Annotated in this window: 19 protein-coding genes and 1 pseudogene; 12 read left to right on the top strand and 8 right to left on the bottom strand. The window is 73.0% G+C overall.

Annotated elements, in window-relative coordinates:
- Positions 1 to 15: 15 nt before the first annotated feature.
- Complete coding sequence (locus ACFV0T_RS03750) at positions 16 to 870, top strand: hypothetical protein (RefSeq protein ID WP_385774059.1); 855 nt, start codon at positions 16 to 18, stop codon at positions 868 to 870.
- Between the two features lie 4 nt (positions 871 to 874).
- On the opposite strand, the gene ACFV0T_RS03745 is transcribed toward ACFV0T_RS03750, so the two are convergent.
- From ACFV0T_RS03745 to ACFV0T_RS03735, 3 genes and pseudogenes are all read right to left on the bottom strand, one after another.
- Positions 875 to 1,438 (bottom strand): TetR/AcrR family transcriptional regulator, encoded by a 564-nt coding sequence (locus ACFV0T_RS03745; protein ID WP_385774057.1) that lies wholly within the window; start codon positions 1,436 to 1,438, stop codon positions 875 to 877.
- Complete coding sequence (locus tag ACFV0T_RS03740; RefSeq protein WP_385774055.1) at positions 1,435 to 1,797, bottom strand: DUF1304 domain-containing protein; 363 nt, start codon at positions 1,795 to 1,797, stop codon at positions 1,435 to 1,437. The genes ACFV0T_RS03745 and ACFV0T_RS03740 overlap by 4 nt, the downstream gene beginning before the upstream one ends.
- A gap of 221 nt (positions 1,798 to 2,018) precedes the next feature.
- A pseudogene (locus ACFV0T_RS03735) lies at positions 2,019 to 2,654 on the bottom strand (amino acid permease); the annotation flags it as partial.
- A gap of 223 nt (positions 2,655 to 2,877) precedes the next feature.
- Between ACFV0T_RS03735 and ACFV0T_RS03730 the strand changes: the two are divergent.
- The 3 genes from ACFV0T_RS03730 to ACFV0T_RS03720 all read left to right on the top strand — a co-directional run bounded on the left by ACFV0T_RS03730 (position 2,878) and on the right by ACFV0T_RS03720 (position 4,596).
- Positions 2,878 to 3,597: a TetR/AcrR family transcriptional regulator gene (locus ACFV0T_RS03730; protein WP_385774053.1), complete on the top strand. Its 720-nt coding sequence runs from the start codon at positions 2,878 to 2,880 to the stop codon at positions 3,595 to 3,597.
- A gap of 63 nt (positions 3,598 to 3,660) precedes the next feature.
- Entirely contained in the window at positions 3,661 to 4,125 is a 465-nt protein-coding gene (locus tag ACFV0T_RS03725; protein ID WP_385774051.1) for a pyridoxamine 5'-phosphate oxidase family protein, read from the top strand.
- Between the two features lie 78 nt (positions 4,126 to 4,203).
- Complete coding sequence (locus ACFV0T_RS03720; RefSeq protein WP_385774049.1) at positions 4,204 to 4,596, top strand: VOC family protein; 393 nt, start codon at positions 4,204 to 4,206, stop codon at positions 4,594 to 4,596.
- 58 nt (positions 4,597 to 4,654) lie between these two features.
- On the opposite strand, the gene ACFV0T_RS03715 is transcribed toward ACFV0T_RS03720, so the two are convergent.
- Positions 4,655 to 4,957, bottom strand: coding sequence for a DUF4235 domain-containing protein (locus ACFV0T_RS03715; RefSeq protein WP_385774047.1), 303 nt, complete (start codon positions 4,955 to 4,957; stop codon positions 4,655 to 4,657).
- A 175-nt stretch (positions 4,958 to 5,132) separates the two neighbouring features.
- Here ACFV0T_RS03715 and ACFV0T_RS03710 point away from each other — a divergent pair, with 175 nt between their 5' ends.
- Positions 5,133 to 6,098, top strand: a complete 966-nt coding sequence (locus ACFV0T_RS03710; RefSeq protein WP_385774045.1) for a cation diffusion facilitator family transporter — start codon at positions 5,133 to 5,135, stop codon at positions 6,096 to 6,098.
- Between the two features lie 56 nt (positions 6,099 to 6,154).
- On the opposite strand, the gene ACFV0T_RS03705 is transcribed toward ACFV0T_RS03710, so the two are convergent.
- Entirely contained in the window at positions 6,155 to 6,604 is a 450-nt protein-coding gene (locus ACFV0T_RS03705) for a nitroreductase family deazaflavin-dependent oxidoreductase (RefSeq protein WP_385774043.1), read from the bottom strand.
- A 105-nt stretch (positions 6,605 to 6,709) separates the two neighbouring features.
- Positions 6,710 to 7,342, bottom strand: coding sequence for a LysE/ArgO family amino acid transporter (locus ACFV0T_RS03700; protein WP_385774041.1), 633 nt, complete (start codon positions 7,340 to 7,342; stop codon positions 6,710 to 6,712).
- Positions 7,343 to 7,655: 313 nt separating this feature from the next.
- Here ACFV0T_RS03700 and ACFV0T_RS03695 point away from each other — a divergent pair, with 313 nt between their 5' ends.
- From ACFV0T_RS03695 to ACFV0T_RS03685, 3 genes are all read left to right on the top strand, one after another.
- The gene (locus ACFV0T_RS03695) at positions 7,656 to 8,855 is read left to right on the top strand and encodes a cytochrome P450 (protein ID WP_385774039.1); all 1,200 of its coding nucleotides are present in this window, start codon (positions 7,656 to 7,658) and stop codon (positions 8,853 to 8,855) included.
- Positions 8,856 to 8,867: 12 nt separating this feature from the next.
- The gene (locus ACFV0T_RS03690) at positions 8,868 to 9,068 is read left to right on the top strand and encodes a ferredoxin (protein ID WP_385774037.1); all 201 of its coding nucleotides are present in this window, start codon (positions 8,868 to 8,870) and stop codon (positions 9,066 to 9,068) included.
- 378 nt (positions 9,069 to 9,446) lie between these two features.
- Complete coding sequence (locus tag ACFV0T_RS03685; RefSeq protein ID WP_385774035.1) at positions 9,447 to 9,986, top strand: flavoprotein; 540 nt, start codon at positions 9,447 to 9,449, stop codon at positions 9,984 to 9,986.
- Here the strand turns inward: ACFV0T_RS03685 and ACFV0T_RS03680 are convergent.
- Positions 9,983 to 10,372: a MerR family transcriptional regulator gene (locus tag ACFV0T_RS03680; RefSeq protein WP_385774033.1), complete on the bottom strand. Its 390-nt coding sequence runs from the start codon at positions 10,370 to 10,372 to the stop codon at positions 9,983 to 9,985. The two genes, ACFV0T_RS03685 and ACFV0T_RS03680, sit on opposite strands and share 4 nt — an antisense overlap.
- A gap of 19 nt (positions 10,373 to 10,391) precedes the next feature.
- Here ACFV0T_RS03680 and ACFV0T_RS03675 point away from each other — a divergent pair, with 19 nt between their 5' ends.
- Positions 10,392 to 11,234 carry a methyltransferase domain-containing protein gene (locus ACFV0T_RS03675; protein WP_385774031.1) on the top strand — a complete coding sequence of 281 codons (843 nt, stop codon included), beginning with the start codon at positions 10,392 to 10,394 and terminating at the stop codon, positions 11,232 to 11,234.
- 81 nt (positions 11,235 to 11,315) lie between these two features.
- A complete protein-coding gene (locus ACFV0T_RS03670) occupies positions 11,316 to 12,284 on the top strand; it encodes an aldo/keto reductase (RefSeq protein ID WP_385774029.1) in 969 nt (322 codons plus the stop codon).
- Between the two features lie 23 nt (positions 12,285 to 12,307).
- Here ACFV0T_RS03670 and ACFV0T_RS03665 read toward each other — a convergent pair whose 3' ends face one another.
- Positions 12,308 to 13,102, bottom strand: a complete 795-nt coding sequence (locus ACFV0T_RS03665; RefSeq protein ID WP_385774521.1) for a phytanoyl-CoA dioxygenase family protein — start codon at positions 13,100 to 13,102, stop codon at positions 12,308 to 12,310.
- 129 nt (positions 13,103 to 13,231) lie between these two features.
- On the opposite strand from ACFV0T_RS03665, the gene ACFV0T_RS03660 reads away from it, so the two are divergent.
- Together ACFV0T_RS03660 and ACFV0T_RS03655 are read left to right on the top strand one after the other, a co-directional pair.
- Positions 13,232 to 14,176 carry a helix-turn-helix domain-containing protein gene (locus ACFV0T_RS03660; RefSeq protein WP_385774027.1) on the top strand — a complete coding sequence of 315 codons (945 nt, stop codon included), beginning with the start codon at positions 13,232 to 13,234 and terminating at the stop codon, positions 14,174 to 14,176.
- Positions 14,177 to 14,488: 312 nt separating this feature from the next.
- Positions 14,489 to 16,438, top strand: coding sequence for a ricin-type beta-trefoil lectin domain protein (locus ACFV0T_RS03655; RefSeq protein WP_385774025.1), 1,950 nt, complete (start codon positions 14,489 to 14,491; stop codon positions 16,436 to 16,438).
- Positions 16,439 to 16,444: the final 6 nt, after the last annotated feature.

The raw sequence follows: 16,444 nt of genomic DNA, 5'->3' as shown, positions 1-16,444 counted from the left end.
GGAACGGGAGCGGACATGCGCGGTGGGCCGGGGATGGTGTGGGTGACGGTACTGGCGGCGCTGACGGCGGTGGGCTGTGGCACCGGTGAGAACGTGGTCGTCGAGGGCACACCCCCGGCCACGCCCTACGGCGGGCCGCTCCATGTGCCCGCTCGGGCGTCGGAGGAGTCCGGCGCACGCGCCGCGCTCGCCGAGTCGGGGGCGGCGGGCCGCGCCCTGGAGTGCGACGGGGAGATCGCGGCCGGTGGCCAGGGCGAGACCTGGAGCGAGGGCGACGGCGGGGACACGCCCGAGGAGGGGCTCGCGGCGTACTTCGGCATGGAGCAGCCCGGCGTGCCGAGTGCGGGGTACCGCGTCGAGCGCGAGGAGGCGGGGCGCGTGCTGTTCTCGTACGACGTCGACGGCCGGACCAAGGTCGCGGTCGTGGTCGCGAAGGACGGCGCGGACCGGCCCGGTTGGGGCCCGGAGACCACCGCGTTCTGCGACCCGGCCGAGTTCCCGGCGAGCTGGACCGACTCCCACGGGTACGAGATCTGGACCGACCGCGACGGTCACCGGGTGCCCACCTCGCGGGTGAGCAGTTCCGCCGGGGAAGAACACTGCGACTGGCAGCGGGCGCATTTCCTGGAACTGAACCGGGACGAGGAGCGCCGGCTCTACGCCCGCGACCCCGACGGGGTGCTCGAACCCGGCATGCTCACCGCCGCGTACGACGGTGACGTCCGGCTCCCGCGCGACGCGCACGACACCGGATACCGCTTCGAGGACCGGCGGTTGTGGCTGACCGACGACCCGTCCACGGCGTACGTCCGCACCTCCGACGGCGTGGAGGCCTGGCGCCTGGTGCGGCCGGACATGGGCTGCCGGTGACGGGTCACCGGCTCGCGTGCAGGGCCACCAGCAACTGCCAGACCTGGTCGGCGATGTCGGCGGCCGAGGCTTCGAGGAGCCCGTGCAGCCAGTCGCCCAGCACCCCGGCGAAGGTGGCCGCGACGGCGGAGGCGACCAGGGGCGCGTCGGCCGCGCCCGCGAGGGCGCGCTCGCGGAGGCTGTAGGCCCGCAGGTCCCGGTGGAGCACCCGGCCGAGCGGGCCGCCGCCACCCGGGCTCAACAGAGCGCGGTAGAGGTCGGCGTGCGGGGTGAGCGAGGCGAAGAACTCGGCCAGCGCGGGCGGCGCGTGCACCGGGTCGGGCCGGCCCCGCCAGGCGTGCAGCGCCTCCACGGCCTCGCGTACGACGTCCGCGCAGGCGTCGACCGCGAGTGCCTCCAGGTCGGCGTAGTGCACATAGAAGGTGGCCCGGCCGACCCCGGCCCGGCGCACCAGCGCCGCCACGCCGACCTCCGCGAGCGGCCGCCGGGCGCACTCCGCGAGCAGCGCCTCCCGCAGCCGCGCCCGGGTGCGCGCGGCCCGCGGGTCCTCGGGTGCGGTGCGGTTCACCGGGCGATCAACACCGCGGCCAGGGCGAGCGCACCGGGCAGCGCCTGTGCGAACAGGATGCGGCGGTTGGCCGTCGCGGCGCCGTACACGCCCGCGACCACGACACAGCACAGGAAGAAGACCTGGGCCCGGTAGCCGGTCGGATCCGCGGCGACCAGACCCCACACCAGGCCGGCCGCGAGGAACCCGTTGTAGAGCCCCTGGTTGGCGGCCAGTGGCGCGGTCGCGCGCGCCATCTCCGGGTCGAAGCCGTGCAGCCCCCGGCCGGGCTTCTTCTGCCACAGGAACATCTCCAACACGAGGATGTACGCGTGCAGCACGGCCACGAGACCGACCAGCACCTGCGCGACGGTTTCCATACCTTCTCCTTCTTGGACAGGTGTCCACTGTACATGGACACCTGTCCAGGAAATGCCCCGGGTGGCAGTGGCACTCGCCGGCTCGTGGTGCGTGCCCGCTCCGGAAGCGACCGTTCGACGCGCCCGCGTGGCGGCCTCCACGGGGAGCTCTAGTCCGCCGCGTACACCAGCTCACCCCCCACGTACGTCAGGGCCACGCGTGTCTCCGCGATCGCCTCCGGCGGGCCGGCGAAGGGATCGAACCAGCTCAGGCTGAAGGGGTGCGGACCGTTGACGATGCCGTAGCCGCAGAACCCGATCAGCACCACGTACTCGAACACCAGCAGCCCGCTCTGGAGCCGGGCCGCCGTGCGGACGCCGGTGACGGCGGTCACGGTCACCGCGGCCAGCACCACGATCCCGACCGCGGTGGTCTGCGCCGTCGAGCCCGGATCCAGTGTCAGCCCGCCCACCCGGTGCACCCCGGCTTCCCCGACCAACCGGAGGACCGCCGACCCGGTGACCGCCGTGGTGTAGCCGAGGAACGCCACCGTGGCCACGATGTTCACCCAGCCGACCAGGAAGCCCAGCCACGGGTTCAGTGAACGCCCCACCCACACATAGCCGTTGCCCGCGTTCGGCTCGACCCGGTTCAGCCGCGCGTATGCCCCGGCGATGCCCAGGATCGGTACGAACGCCAGCAGCATGACCGCCGGCAGATGCAGGCCGACCACCCCGGCCGTGACGCCGAGGCCGATACCGATGCTGGTGGTCGCCGCCGTACTGGACGCGGCGATGGCGACGCCGTCCAGCACACCGAGGGACTTGCGCAGCGCGGGCCGCGCGGGAGGGGCGGCACCGTAGGGCTTGTCGTTCATGGCCAGGACTCCGCTCGCACCGGGGGGCCTGGTCGGCCCCGGTGAACGCACATGAAAGTGGCCGGGGACTTAACAGGTCAACGGTGTTGTCATAAGGTGCCCGCAGACGCACCACGGACGCCCACGCGTCCCCGGCGACGCCCGCACAGACCAGAGGTGCCCGCGCCAACAACGAACGCCCACGCGTCCTCGGCGACGCCCGCACAGACCAGGAAGGGCCCGCATGACCGACCGTGTCGTCCCGCCTGACGCCCGCCGCCGCACCCGCCCCACCAAACAGGGTGTCGTCCTGTCCACCGAGCTGATCGTCGCGACCGCCCTCAGGCTGATCGAGGAACACGGCGCCGACGCCCTCTCGGTGCGCCGCCTGGGCCGGGCCCTGGGCGCCGACCCCAGTTCCCTGTACCGCTACTTCCGGCACACCGACGACCTGATGCTCGCCATCGCCGACGAACTCATCGGCCGTACCCTGCGCACCTGGCGCCCCACCGGCGACTGGCGGGCGGACCTGCGTGACCTGGGCCTGAGGATGCACGCCGGGGCGCTCGCCCATCCGCGCGCGGCGGTGCTGAGTTCGTACCGGGTGACCGGGCGCGTCCACGAGATCCAGGCCGTGGAGGCGGTCCTCGGCGTGCTGCGCGGGGCCGGCTTCCCCGACGAGGAGGCGGTACGGATCTACCACGCCTTCGTCGACCAGACCCTGGCCTTCGGCGCCCTCGACTCCGCGAACAGGGCGCTGCCGCAGGCCGCGCGCGAGGCGGAGACGGCCGTGTGGGCGGCGACGTACGCCCGGCTGCCCGCGGACACTCACCCGCACATCGCCGCCACCGCCCGCCATCTGGTGGCCACCATGCGGCACAGCTCCTACCCGGCCGCCCTCGACCTGCTGCTGCGCGCGGCGGCGGCGCGCCTCGCGGAGATCACCTCGCGGCCGGGCGGCTGACGCTCACACTGGAGACGTGTGACCGTCAGCGAAGCACGACATCCCGTCGGGAGGCCATCGACGATGACCCCACCACTCGCACGCTCCGCCGAGCAGCGCAAACTCGACACCCTGCACCGTCTGGAACACGACGAGGACGCCTGGGTCGCCACGGCCGACGCGGCCGGCGGGGTCCCGTACCTGGTCCCGCTGTCCTTCTTCTGGGACGGCGCGACCCTGTTGCTGGCCACCCCGGAGGCCAGCCCCACCGGCCGTAACCTGCGGGCCACGGGCCGGGCGCGGCTCGGCATCGGACCCACCCGTGACGTGGTGATCGTCGAGGGCGCCGTCCTCACCGTGCCGCCCGCGGAACTGCCCGAGGAGGACGCCGAGATCTTCGCGGGCAAGACCGGCTTCGACCCGCGCCGGATCGCCACGCCCTACCTGTACTTCCGGGTCCGCCCGGAGCGCGTACAGGCCTGGCGGGCGGCGGACGAGATCGACGGGCGGGACCTCATGCGCGACGGGGAGTGGCTGGTGGCCGACTGAATCCGCCGGGCCTGGATATCCGCAAGGTACAGGGCGCGGGGCCGTACGTCCCACGCCCGGGATCCCTGTGGAGGAGACATGGCACTGGTCAACGCGGCCGTCGTGGTGCTCGACTGCGCCGAGCCCGAGAAGCTCGCGGTGTTCTACAAGGAACTGCTGGAGGCCGAGGAGACCGACGTCACCGCCAACCTGGTGGAGATCAGGGGGGCCGACGGCATCCGGCTGGCCTTCCGCCGCGACGCGAACGCCACCCCGCCGAGCTGGCCGCGTCCCGAGAACTCCCTCCAGGTCCACCTGGACTTCCTGGTCGAGGACCTGGACGAGGCGGAACGCCGGGTCGTCGGACTCGGCGGACGCCCGCTGGAGACGAAGAGCGCGCCGACCGAGTACGAGGAGCGCGGCTACGCCGATCCGGCCGGCCACTCCTTCACCCTGCGCATCCTGCCGTCGATGGCACCGAAGCAGGGCTGACGGGGGCGGCCCGGCCCCGTCGGTCGCGGCCGTACGGGGGCGGGCGGGCCGGCCCTCGTCAGTCGCGGCCGCCGTGCCCCTTCGCCGGCCAGACACCGGTCGAGCGTTCGATGGCCTTGGCCCCCGTACGGTCCACGGCGCTGCGGACCACCGCGAAGATGGCGCCCTGGACCGCGGCGGCCAGCAGTATCTCGCCCCAGCCGCGGTCCCGGTCCAACGCGTCCGGGGCGTCGTCCTCGTGCCGCACCGCCTGCCAGGTCCGACGGAAGGCGGCCGCCGCCAGCGCACCGCCCGCCCAGCTCAACACCAGCCCGAGGGGCTGGTAGACGAGGGACAGCTTCTTCTTTTTCTGCTTGGCCACTGGAACTCCTTTTCGTCCGTGTGCCCGGGACCGCCTCTGCCACCTGTGCGGCCCGCACCGCCTGCACTGCCTGCCTGCTTGTGCTTGCACCGCCTGTGCTTGCAACGCCTTCTGTCTTCCCCGATTTCCGCCCACGGCACGGCATGAGTCGTACCGGGCGGGGCAGTCGGCGAGAGTGAGTGGGACAACGACCCAGAAAACAGACCGAAAGACGCGCGTCACCGTGCTGGTGGCGCTCACCGCCAACCTCGTCATCGCGGTCGCCAAGGCCGTCGGCGGCCTCTTCGCGGGCTCGCCCGCGCTGCTTTCGGAGGCCGCGCACTCGGTGGCCGACAGCCTGAACGAGGTCTTCCTCCTGGCCGCGCTGCGCCGCAGCCGCCGCCCCGCCGACCGGCAGCACCCCTTCGGATACGGCAAGGAGCGGTACTTCTGGTCGCTCCTCGCGGCCGTCGGCATCTTCGTGATGGGCGGCTGCTTCTCCTTCTTCCAGGGCTTCGAGGCGCTCAGGAACGGGGCCGAGGAGAAGTTCAGCGGCTATGTGGCGGGCCTGGTCGTGCTCGGTGTGGCCTTCGTCGCCGAAGGTGTCTCGCTGCTGCGGGCGCTGCACCAGGTGCGCGCCCAGGGCGGCTCGGCCGGGCTGCGCGACCCGGCCCTGCGCACGGTCGTCGCCGAGGACGGCACGGCCGTGCTGGGTGTGTCCCTGGCCATGATCGGCATGGCGCTGCACATGGTCACCGGGCAGGTGGCGTGGGAGGCGGGCGCCTCGATCGCGATCGGTGTCCTGCTGGTCGTCATCGCCTTCGGGCTCGGCCGCGAGGCCCGCGACCAACTGATCGGGGAGGCCGCCGACCCGGAACTGCGCGGCAGGATCCGGGCGCTGCTGGCGGCACAGCCCGAGATCGACAGCGTGGAGGCGCTGTTCACGATGAAGACGGGCCTGGACTCGACCCTGGTGGCCGCACGCATCGACCTGGCGCCTGGCCTGGACAGCGAGGAGGTCGAGGAGGTCGCGGTACGCATCAAGCGGTCCGTCGGCCGTACCTTCCCGGAGGCGCGGGAGGTCTTCCTCGACGTGACCGACCGGCACGCGCAGGAGGCATGGGAAAGCCCCGCCGCGACGGGGGAGCGCGGCGGGGCCTGAGGCTCGGGTGCCCGGCGGACGCCGGTCCATGCCTCCCGGGCCGGAAGAGAATCCGCTCAGTTCCCGCCGGCCGGTTCGAGGACGAACACCGGGATCTCCCGGTCCGTCTTCCGCTGGTAGTCGGCGTACTGGGGGAAGGCGTCGACGGCGCGCTTCCACCACTCGGCCTTCTCCGCGCCGGTCACCTCACGGGCCGTCATGTCCTGCTTGAGCGGGCCGTCCTGGAGCTCCACATGGGGGTCGGACTGCACGTTGAAGTACCAGACCGGGTGCTTGGGCGCCCCGCCCAGCGACGCGACCGCGGCGTACCGTCCGTCGTGCTCGACGCGCATCAGCGGCGTCTTGCGGATCTTGCCGCTCTTGGCACCCCGGGTCGTCAGCAGGATCACGGGCAGGCCCGTGTCCAGCAGAGTGGTCCCCTTGGTGCCGTTGGAGCTCTCGTACAGTTCCACCTGTTCACGTACCCACTGCGTCGGGCTGGGTTCGTACTCGCCCTCGAGCGGCATGGCATTCGTCCCATCGTCGTCGTGTCGTACGGCTGATCGCACCGTCCTTCAACACAGCAACGCCCGGGATTCATCCTGGGTCACGGTGGACGGCGCAGATCAGCCCTACCCCGGTGACATCAGCATCCGTACGGCCAGTGCCGTCATCACCCCGCTGGACGCGAGGGCCGTCACCAGCCGCCCCCGGTGTCCGGTCAGCGCCCGGCCCAGCAGCGCGCCGCCCCCGGCGATCAGCAGCTGCCAGCTCGCGGACGCGGCGAAGGCCGCCAGGACGAACACACCCTGTTCCAGTGGGCGCGCGGTGCCCGCGGTACCGGTGCCCAGGACGAGCGCGGCGAAGTAGATCACGGTGGTGGGGTTGAGCAGCGTGATGCCGAGCAGCCCCAGATAGGCCCGGGCGGGACCCGGGGGCGGCGGGTCGGAGCGGGTGGCGAGCCGATGGCCCCGGTAGCGGCGTACGGCCGTGGCCGCGCCCCGCAGCGCCAGGGTGACCAGCACCAGCGCGGAGGCCCAGCGCAGGGGCACCAGAGCCGGCCGCAGCGCGGCGGCCAGGGCCTCGCCGCCGAGCGTGGCCAGCAGGGCGTAGATCCCGTCGGCGCTGGCCACGCCGAGGGCGGCGCAGGCGCCGGTGCGCAGCGAGGTGCGGGCGGTGAGGGAGACGAGGTAGGTCGCGACCGCGCCGACGGGTACGGCGATGCCGTAGCCCGCGACCAGGCCCGCGACGAGCGCGGCCGTCACGACGTGGCGGCGTCGGGCCTCCGGGGGCCGCCGGGCTGCTGCTGGACGCGCGCCGGAAGGACGGCGGCGGGCGTCGGGAGCGGCACTGCGGCGGCGATCGTAGGCATGGCGGGATAATGGGGGTGGTGAGTCCCCCGCGGCAACCGAATTTCGAGGTGGCCGTGGCCACGGACCCCGAAGCGATCGAACGGAGCGGTGCATTCCGGCCAGATTGCCCCATTCGTCGATCTGGCCGAACATGGTGTCGTCCCTTAGATGCCTGGGGCATCTAATGAAGATCGGCACGACGCACCCTTCGTCTGTGAGGTCTCCCATGACGGAACTCTCGGCACCCGTCGCCTTCCCCCAGGACCGGAGCTGCCCCTATCACCCGCCGGCCGCCTACGATCCGCTGCGCACGGACCGGCCACTGGCCCGCGTCACCCTGTACGACGGCCGCCAGGTCTGGCTGGTCACCGGCCACCGCCTGGCCCGCACGCTGCTGGCCGACCCGCGCCTGTCGACCGACCGCACCCGGCCCGGCTTCCCCATGACCAACCCGCGCTTCGCGGCCGTCCGGGACCGCAGGACCGCCCTGCTCGGCCTCGACGACCCCGAGCACCACACCCAGCGGCGGATGCTGGTGCCCAGCTTCACGCTCAAACGCGCCGCCGCCCTGCGGCCCGACATCCAGCGGATCGTCGACGAACGGCTCGACGCGATGATCGCGCAGGGGCCGCCTGCCGAACTGGTCGGCGCCTTCGCGCTGCCCGTACCGTCGATGGTGATCTGCGCGCTGCTCGGCGTCCCCTACGCCGACCACGAGTTCTTCGAGTCGCAGTCGCGCCGGCTGCTGCGCGGCCCGGAGGTCGCCGACGTGCTGGACGCCCGCGGCCGGCTCGAGTCGTACCTCGGTGATCTGATCGACCGCAAACAGAAGGAGACGCCCGGCCCCGGTGTGCTCGACGACCTGGTCCACCAGCAGCTGAGCGACGGCTCGGTGGACCGCGACGAACTGATCTCCCTCGGGATCATCCTGCTGGTCGCCGGACACGAGACCACCGCCAACATGATCTCGCTCGGTACGTTCACCCTGCTGCGGCACCCCGAACGGCTGGCCGAGCTGCGCGCCGACCCCGCGCTGCTGCCCACCGCCGTCGAGGAACTGATGCGCATGCTGTCCATCGCCGACGGGCTGCAGCGTCAGGCCGTCGAGGACATCGACGTGGACGGCACGACGATCCGGGCCGGCGACGGCGTGCTCTTCTCCACCTCCGTCATCAACCGCGACGAGAGCGCCTACCCCGAGCCCGACACGCTGGACTTCGAGCGGTCCGCCCGGCACCACGTCGCCTTCGGCTTCGGCATCCACCAGTGCCTCGGCCAGAACCTGGCCCGCGCCGAACTGGAGATCGCTCTGCGCACCCTCTTCGAACGGCTGCCGGACCTGCGCCTGGCCGCACCGGCGGAGGACATTCCCTTCAAACCCGGCGACACGATCCAGGGGATGCTGGAACTCCCCGTGACCTGGTAAGAGGCTGTGGTCATGCACATCGACATCGACAAGGACGCCTGTATCGGAGCGGGCCAGTGCGCTCTGGCCGCTCCCGGCGTCTTCACCCAGGACGACGACGGATACAGCATGCTGCTTCCCGGCCGGGAGGACGGCGGGGGTGACCCGATGGTCACGGTGGCGGCCAAGTCCTGCCCGGTCGGCGCCATCACCCTGTCGGACCCGGCGGACTGACCGCCGCCGGAAGCGGCCCGGCCGCCGCGCGGGTCTCGGCGGTGGGTTCGGCCTGCCGGTGATGCCCGCCGTGACCATCGCGCCCTCGGCCGGCGGGCGCAGCGGTCCGGTCGGCGAGGCGGCCGGACCGGCGTCGGCCACGAGGCCGGCGAGGCAGCCGTGGAACGGCTGCTGGTGGGCGCGGACCTGACCCGCCGCCGGGGGGAGAGATGGCGCCCTTCTCCCGGCGTCCGCGTCGCAGTTGACGGCCACGGGTTGATGACCCGACCCGAGGCGAGCATCGACGACGTGCGGATCCGGGAACAGGACCGGCGCGTCCTCGGACCGCGCCCCGAAGCCGAACGGGGGCTGTCCTTCCCGGTTCAGTAATCTGCGCGGATGACCGAACTCGACGGGAATCCCTTTCTCTACGTCGTCGTCTGTGCCGCCGGGATCGCCACCGACGTCGGCGAACTGATCACCGCCGCGCAGGAACGGAACTGGGCGGTCGGCGTGTTCGCCACGCCGACGGCGGCCGGCAACGGCTTCTTCGACACCGATGCCGTCGAGACCCGGACGGGCCGGCCCATCCGCTCCGCCTGGCGCAGGCCCGGCGAAACGCGGCCCCTGCCGCCCCCGGACGCCGTCATCGTCGCGCCCGCGACTTTCAACACCATCAACAAGTGGGCGGCCGGTGTCGCCGACACCCTCGCCCTGGCCACCCTGTGCGAGGCCACCGGCCTGGGCGTCCCGATCGCCGTCCTGCCCAGCGTGTCCGACGCCCTCGTCGCCCATCCCGCCTACGGGGACAGCCTCATACGTCTGCGCGCGATGGGCGTCCGTTTCGGAGACCCGTACGCCGGCGGGACGGGGGCGGACGGCGAGCGGGCGGAGTTCGGCTGGACGCGGGCGCTGGACCTGCTCCGGGACACGCCTTAGCCGACGGCCGTACGGATCCGTTCCGCCACCGCCCGCCGGAAGTGGCCGCACCGGGTGACGTCGTCGTGACCGCAGGCGAGAGCGCATTCGAGCAGCGCCAGGGACTCCTGCGCGGCCGCGATCCGGGAGCGCAGCTCCTCGGCCTGGGCGCGCAGGATGTCCCCGCGCTCGGCGGGATCGGCGGCGGCGGTCAGGGACCGGATGGTGTCCAGGGAGAGGCCCGCGTCCTTGGCCCGCAGGATGACGGCGACCCGGGTCGCGTCGGAGTCCGAGTAGCGGCGGCGGCCGGCCGCGTCGCGGGCGGGCGTCAGCAGGCCCGAGGTCTCCCAGTGGCGCAGGACGTGCGGGGCAAGCCCGAAGCGCGCGGCGAGGGTTCCGATGGTCATCAGGTGCTCGCTTGACCTCATGTCCACATTAAGTCCCACCCTGGAGTCCATGGCCAAGGGCACCGAACACCTCCCCCTTCCCCCTTCCCGCTTGCCGGACTCCACCCGGCACCCCTCCCCGGCGGACGACCTCGTCGCCCGCCTCGATGCCGCCGATCGCATGCCCGGCGCCGCCGAACTGCGCACCCTCTCCTACGACTTGATGCGCTCCGCAGCGGGCGCGACCGTCGTCGACGTGGGCTGTGGTTCCGGACGGGCGGTGGCGGAGCTCGCCGACCGGGGTGTGCGGGCCCTGGGCGTGGACCCGAACGAGGCGGTCATCGCCGTCGCCCGTGGCCGGTGGCCCGAGGCGGACTTCCGGATCGCGGGGGCGTACGCACTGCCGCTGCCGGACGCCCGGACGGACGGGTACCGGGCCGACAAAGTCTTCCACGAACTGGCCCACCCGGAGCGGGCGTTGGCCGAGGCGCGCAGGGTGCTCACGCCGGGGGGCCGGATCGTGCTCCTCGGCCAGGACTGGGACACCCTCGTCATCGACTCCGACGAACCCGCCCTCACCCGCACCCTCGTGCACGCCCGCGCGGACCTGGTCACCGGCCCGCGCACCGCCCGCCGGTACCGCAACCTGCTCCCGGACGCAGGCTTCGGGGAGGTCATGGTCGAGGTGCGCACCGGGGTGTTCACCGGACCGTCGGCCCTGCCCCTGCTCGCCGGACTGGCGCGGGCGGCCCGCTCGGCCGGCGCCGTCACAGGTGCGCAGCGGGACCGCTGGATCGCCGGGCAGCGCGAGCGGGCGGAGGCCGACCGGCTGTTCCTGGCGCTGCCGATGTTCCTGGCCGCCGCTACCGCGCCGGCCGGGTGAGCGGCCGAGCCCTCGCCGGGCCGTGCCACCGACGACGTAGGCTCGCCTCCGGTACCCCCGACGGAGGCAGGAGCAGCAGCAATGCAGTACGTGAAGCTCGGTTCGACGGGTCTGGACGTGTCGCGGATCTGTCTGGGCTGCATGACCTACGGGCTGCCCGACCGCGGCACACACGAGTGGACGCTCGACGAGGAGGCCTCGCGCCCGCTCATCCGGCAGGCGCTGGACGCCGGCATCAACTTCTTCGACACCGCCAACGTCTACTCCGACGGCACCAGCGAGGAGATCGTCGGCAAGGCGCTGCGCGACTTCGCCCGCCGCGACGACATCGTGCTCGCGACGAAGGTGCACGGCCGGATGCGCCCCGGGCCCAACGGCGGCGGACTGTCCCGCAAGGCGATCATGACCGAGATCGACCACAGCCTCGGCCGTCTCGGCACCGACTACGTCGACCTCTACCAGATCCACCGCTGGGACCCGGAAACTCCCGTCGAGGAGACGATGGAGGCCCTGCACGACCTGGTGAAGGCGGGCAAGGTCCGCTACATCGGCGCGAGTTCGATGTACGCCTGGCAGTTCTCCAAGGCCCAGTACACCGCCGAGAAGCACGGCTGGACCAAGTTCGTCTCCATGCAGAACCACTACAACCTCCTCTACCGCGAGGAGGAGCGCGAGATGCTGCCCCTCTGCGCGGACCAGGGCGTCGGCGTGCTGCCCTGGAGCCCGCTCGCCCGTGGCCGCCTCACCCGGGACTGGGGCACCGTCACCGGGCGCAGCGCGACCGACGGCTTCGGCGACACCCTGTACCTGGAGAGCGACCGAGGTGTCGTCGAGGCCGTCACCCGCATCGCCGCCGAACGCGGTGTCCCGCGCGCCCAGGTGGCCCTCGCCTGGCTGCTGCACCAGGACACCGTGGCCGCGCCCATCGTCGGTGCCGCCGAGCCGCGGCATCTCGAGGACGCCGTGGCCGCCGTCGAACTCGCGCTGAGCGACAAGGAGATCGAGGCGCTCCAGGAGCCCTACGCCCCGCACCGCGTCGCCGGTCACTGACGTCCGCCGCCGGCGGGGCGAGGTCAGTGCGGTCCGTGCGGCGCGAACTCGGTGCCGCACGGACCCGCGCCCTCGCTCTCCGGCAGCGGGACCCGTGCTCCGGACATGGACAGCGTCCGGTAGTAGCTCCCGACGCGCTCGGCCGAGCGGCCGACGTAGTGCCCGATGAACGACCGGCGGAACCGGTCGGCGGTGTGGTTGGGCCCCGAGCCGTGCACCAGGCTGCCGTTGAAGAACAGGACGTCGCCCGGCGCCATGTCCACCGGCACGGCCGCCAGTCCGGGCGGCGGCGGCACGAACTCCCGCGCGAACGACACCCGTCGGTCCGCCTCCTCGGGGCAGAACAGATCCATCCGGTGCGTGCCCGGCACGACCTCCAGACCGCCGTTGTCCCGGTCGATCGCGTCGCAGGCGATCCACGCCGCCACACAGGTGCCCGGCTCCACCCGCAGATAGAAGTTGTCCTGGTGCAGAGCCTGCCCCCGAGCCCCCGGCGGCTTGAAGTAGAACATGCTCTGCGCGGCGAGCACCTCCTCGCCCAGCAGCGTCTCCAGCACGGTGCGCAGCCGTGTGTCCAAGAGGACGCCGAGCGACGTCGCGTCGATCTCGTGCGGCTGCATCACCCGCGGGTAGGCGTGCAGCGGATCGGCCGCCCCGCCGGGCGCGGCAGGACGGGGCTCGAAGTGGCCCGGCACCGGGCCGGCCGCGTGCAGCGCCGTGAACCGCTCGCGCAGCCGGTCGATCTCGGCGTGTCCGAACAGCCCCCGCAGGACGGTGAACCCCTCCTTTCGGTAGCGGCCGAACTCCGCCTCCGTCAGGAGGGGAACGGCCTGGGCCCGGCCGCCGCCGGCGGCTGGAACGGCGTCTTCTCCGGTGGCTGTCACAGAGTCTCCTCGGCTCGTCGGCTTCCCTGGCCGTCACGCTAGGGGGACGCGACCCGACGGAGGATGCCCGTGAACGCCGACACCTTGTCCGGGACCGCTGCGCCCGGCGATCCGTACCCGCCGCCCGGCCTGGTGGTGGTCGGGCACTTCGACCAGCCCGCGGGCTACGCGGTCCAGCGGCCGAGCGGCTGCGACAGCTGGCTGTTCACCTGGACGACGGGCGGCCACGGCCGGCTGCGCCAGGGCGGGGCGGAGGCGCGGGCGGGAGCGGGGGACCTGGTGGTGCTGGCGCCGGGGGTCGGGCACGGCTACGGCGTCGCGCCCGGCGCCGGGCACTGGCGGTTCTGGTGGGCGCACTGCCGGACACGGCCGTCCTGGACACCGTGGCTGCGCCCGTACGGCACCGGCGGCATGTACGTCGTATCTCCCGTCCCCGGTGTCCTGCACGGCCGGGTCGAGGCGGCGTTCGCCCGCATGCTGGCCGACGCCCGCTGGACCGGCTCGGGCGCCCCGCCCGGCACCGCGTCGGCGGACGACCGGGTCGCCGTGGCGTACGGCGGCGCCGCCAGGGAACTGGCCCTGTGCTCGCTGGAGGAGACCGTCCTGCTCACCACCAGTGCGGCGCGTATCCCCGCAGTCGCGTCCGGTGTGGACGAACGCGTGGCCCGGGCCCAGGAGTCGATGGCCGCGGACCCGGGACACCCGCACACGGTGCGCTCGCTCGCGCGCGGTGCGGCCCTCTCGCCGTCGAGATTCGCGCACCTTTTCACCCGGCAACTCGGTCAGCCGCCCATGCGGGCACTGCGCGAGGCGCGGCTGAGTCATGCAGCCCGGCTGCTGGAGAGCACCGACCTGTCCGTGGAACGCGTGGCCATGGCCTCGGGCTTCGCCAGTCCCTTCCACTTCAACCGGGTGTTCCGGGAACGTCACGGCATCCCGCCCGGCGCCTACCGGACGGGAATGCGCGCCGCGAATTCCGCTCCGAAAGAGGACGTGCAGAGGGCGTGAATCCGCTAAGCGGCCGTGATTGACATTTCGTCAATTACTGCCCGAGCATGCGCAATGCACAAAAACGCGGGATCACTTGTTCCGTCTCCCCGGCCTGTGCAAAGGTGTGCGTTGTTGGCGTGCAGACAAAGAATTTCGCTCAGCTGTGCGCACAAGGCCACTCCCGTCCACCCCCCACGCTCCGAAAGAGCTGCCACCGGCGGACGTCCGAGGTGCCGAACGCTGTCCCCGCAGGGCTCCGCCGTTCTGTCGGCGAAGTCCCCAGCCCTTGGTACGGACTTAATGCCGCGTGTCCCCGGGAGGAATGCAGCCGTGAACGAGGCAGGCCCGATGAATTCTCCGGGGCCCGCGCATCCGTTCGATGCGACGGACGCGCAGTTGAGCGCGGAGCTCAAGCGGTGGACGGGGGCGTCACCCGCGCCGCATCCCGTCGGTGAACTGCTCGACCGGCACTGGGAAGCGGCCTTCGCATATGCCCGCCTGTGCACCAGCGGCGTCCGGGCCGCGGGGATGCTCACCACCGCCGCATTCACCAGGCTGTTCGGCGAATCCCTGCGGCACGACGGGCCGACCGCCGCTTGGCGGCCCCGCCTGCTCGTCACCGTGCGCCGCATCGCCGCCGAGTGGGACACCGACGGCAGACGCGACCTGCTCCACCCCGCCCTGCGCTCCGGGTCCGACGACGGCGACCGCGCCTCCGCCCGGCTGCTGCCGCCGGCCGGCCGACGCCTGCTGTCCCGGGCGTTCCAGCGGTTGCCCCAGTCGGGCCGGTGCCTGCTGTGGCACGTCGAGGTCGAGGCCGAGCCGCTGGCCGCACCGGCCGCGCTGCTCGGTCTGGACGAGGACGGCGCGAGCGTCGCGCTGCGCCGGGGACGCGAGCGGTTGCGCGAGGAGTGCCTCCAGCTCCACCAGGAACTCGCGCCCGAGCAGGAGTGCCGGCAGTACCTCCGGCTGCTGGACGTGACCTGCCGACGCGGCGGCGGCGCCGACGTGGACCCCGATCTGCGCCGCCACCTGGACCGGTGCAGGCACTGCCGCGACACGGCCGACCAGCTGACCACGTTCAACGTGGGACTCGGCCTCGCCCTCGCCGAGGGTGTGCTCGGCTGGGGCGCCCGTGCCTACGTCGAGTCACGGATGGCCGGCGCCGAGGCGACCGAGGACACCGACGTCCCCGCCGTCCCGCCCGGGACCCCGGCCGTCCCGGGGGAGCCCTTCACGGCCCCGCGGTCCGGCACCGGCACCCATACCGGTGCCAGTACGGGAGCCGGGACAGACACGGGCGCAGGCACCAGTACCGGTCCGCGTCGGGGTTCCCGCCGGTCGGCCCAGCGGGCCAGGGCCGCCCGCCGCCGCAACCTCACCGCCGCCGTCCTCACCGTCAGCGGCCTGATCGTCGTCCCGCTGGTCCTGTGGTCCGCGCTCGGCTCCGGGGACGGGAACACCAAGGCCACCGGCGGTGCCGCCCGGGCCGAGGGCACCGGCGCGAGCGGTTCGTCGACCGCTGACCCGTCATGGGTGGGCGCGGCGGAGGAGACCCAGGACCCCCTGCACGGCCGGCTGCACAACGAAGAGTCCGGGCTCTGTATCGCCGTCGCCGGCCGGAAGACCGTCGAGGGCGCCGAGGCCGAGCTCGCCACCTGCTCCTCCGCGCCCGGCCAGCAGTGGACGTACGAGTCCGACGGTCTGCTGCGCAGCGTCGCGGCCCCCGGCCTGTGCCTGGACTCCCGCCTCGGCTACTCGGTGCGGCTCGCCCCGTGCGCGGGTGAGTCCGAGCCGGGGGGCAGGAACGTCCGCTACGACTTCACCCTCCAGGGCACCCTGGTGCCCCGCTCCAACCAGAACCTGGCCCTCAGTCCCGCCGCCACCGACGGCTCCGGCGCCCTGGTCCTGAAGAACCGCGGCGACACCACCGCCGAGCGCTGGGTGATCGACACCTCCGAGCCCGACCCGCAGATGGAGGCCGTCAACTGGGACGCAGACACCCCGCGGGCCGCCTCGCCGACGCCGACCCCGAGGAAGGCCCAGACCCCCGCGCCCGCGCCGTCCGCGACCCGCGCGACGCCGGCGCCGACGAGTTCGGCCACGACCGCCGACCCGTGCGCGCTGTACCCGTACGCCTGCTCGGGGAACGGCCGGTACGGCGAGGGATACGGCAACGGCGGACACGGCAACGGCGGCTATGGATACGGCGGGTACGACTACGGCGGCTACGGCGGCGGCTACGGCGATGGGAACGGGAGCGGCGGCGGCCGTCGCTGACCGCCG

Origin of the sequence: Streptomyces sp. NPDC059582 (assembly GCF_042735715.1) — a bacterium.
Lineage (GTDB): Bacteria > Actinomycetota > Actinomycetes > Streptomycetales > Streptomycetaceae > Streptomyces.
This window is presented reverse-complemented; position numbering and strand designations above follow the sequence as displayed.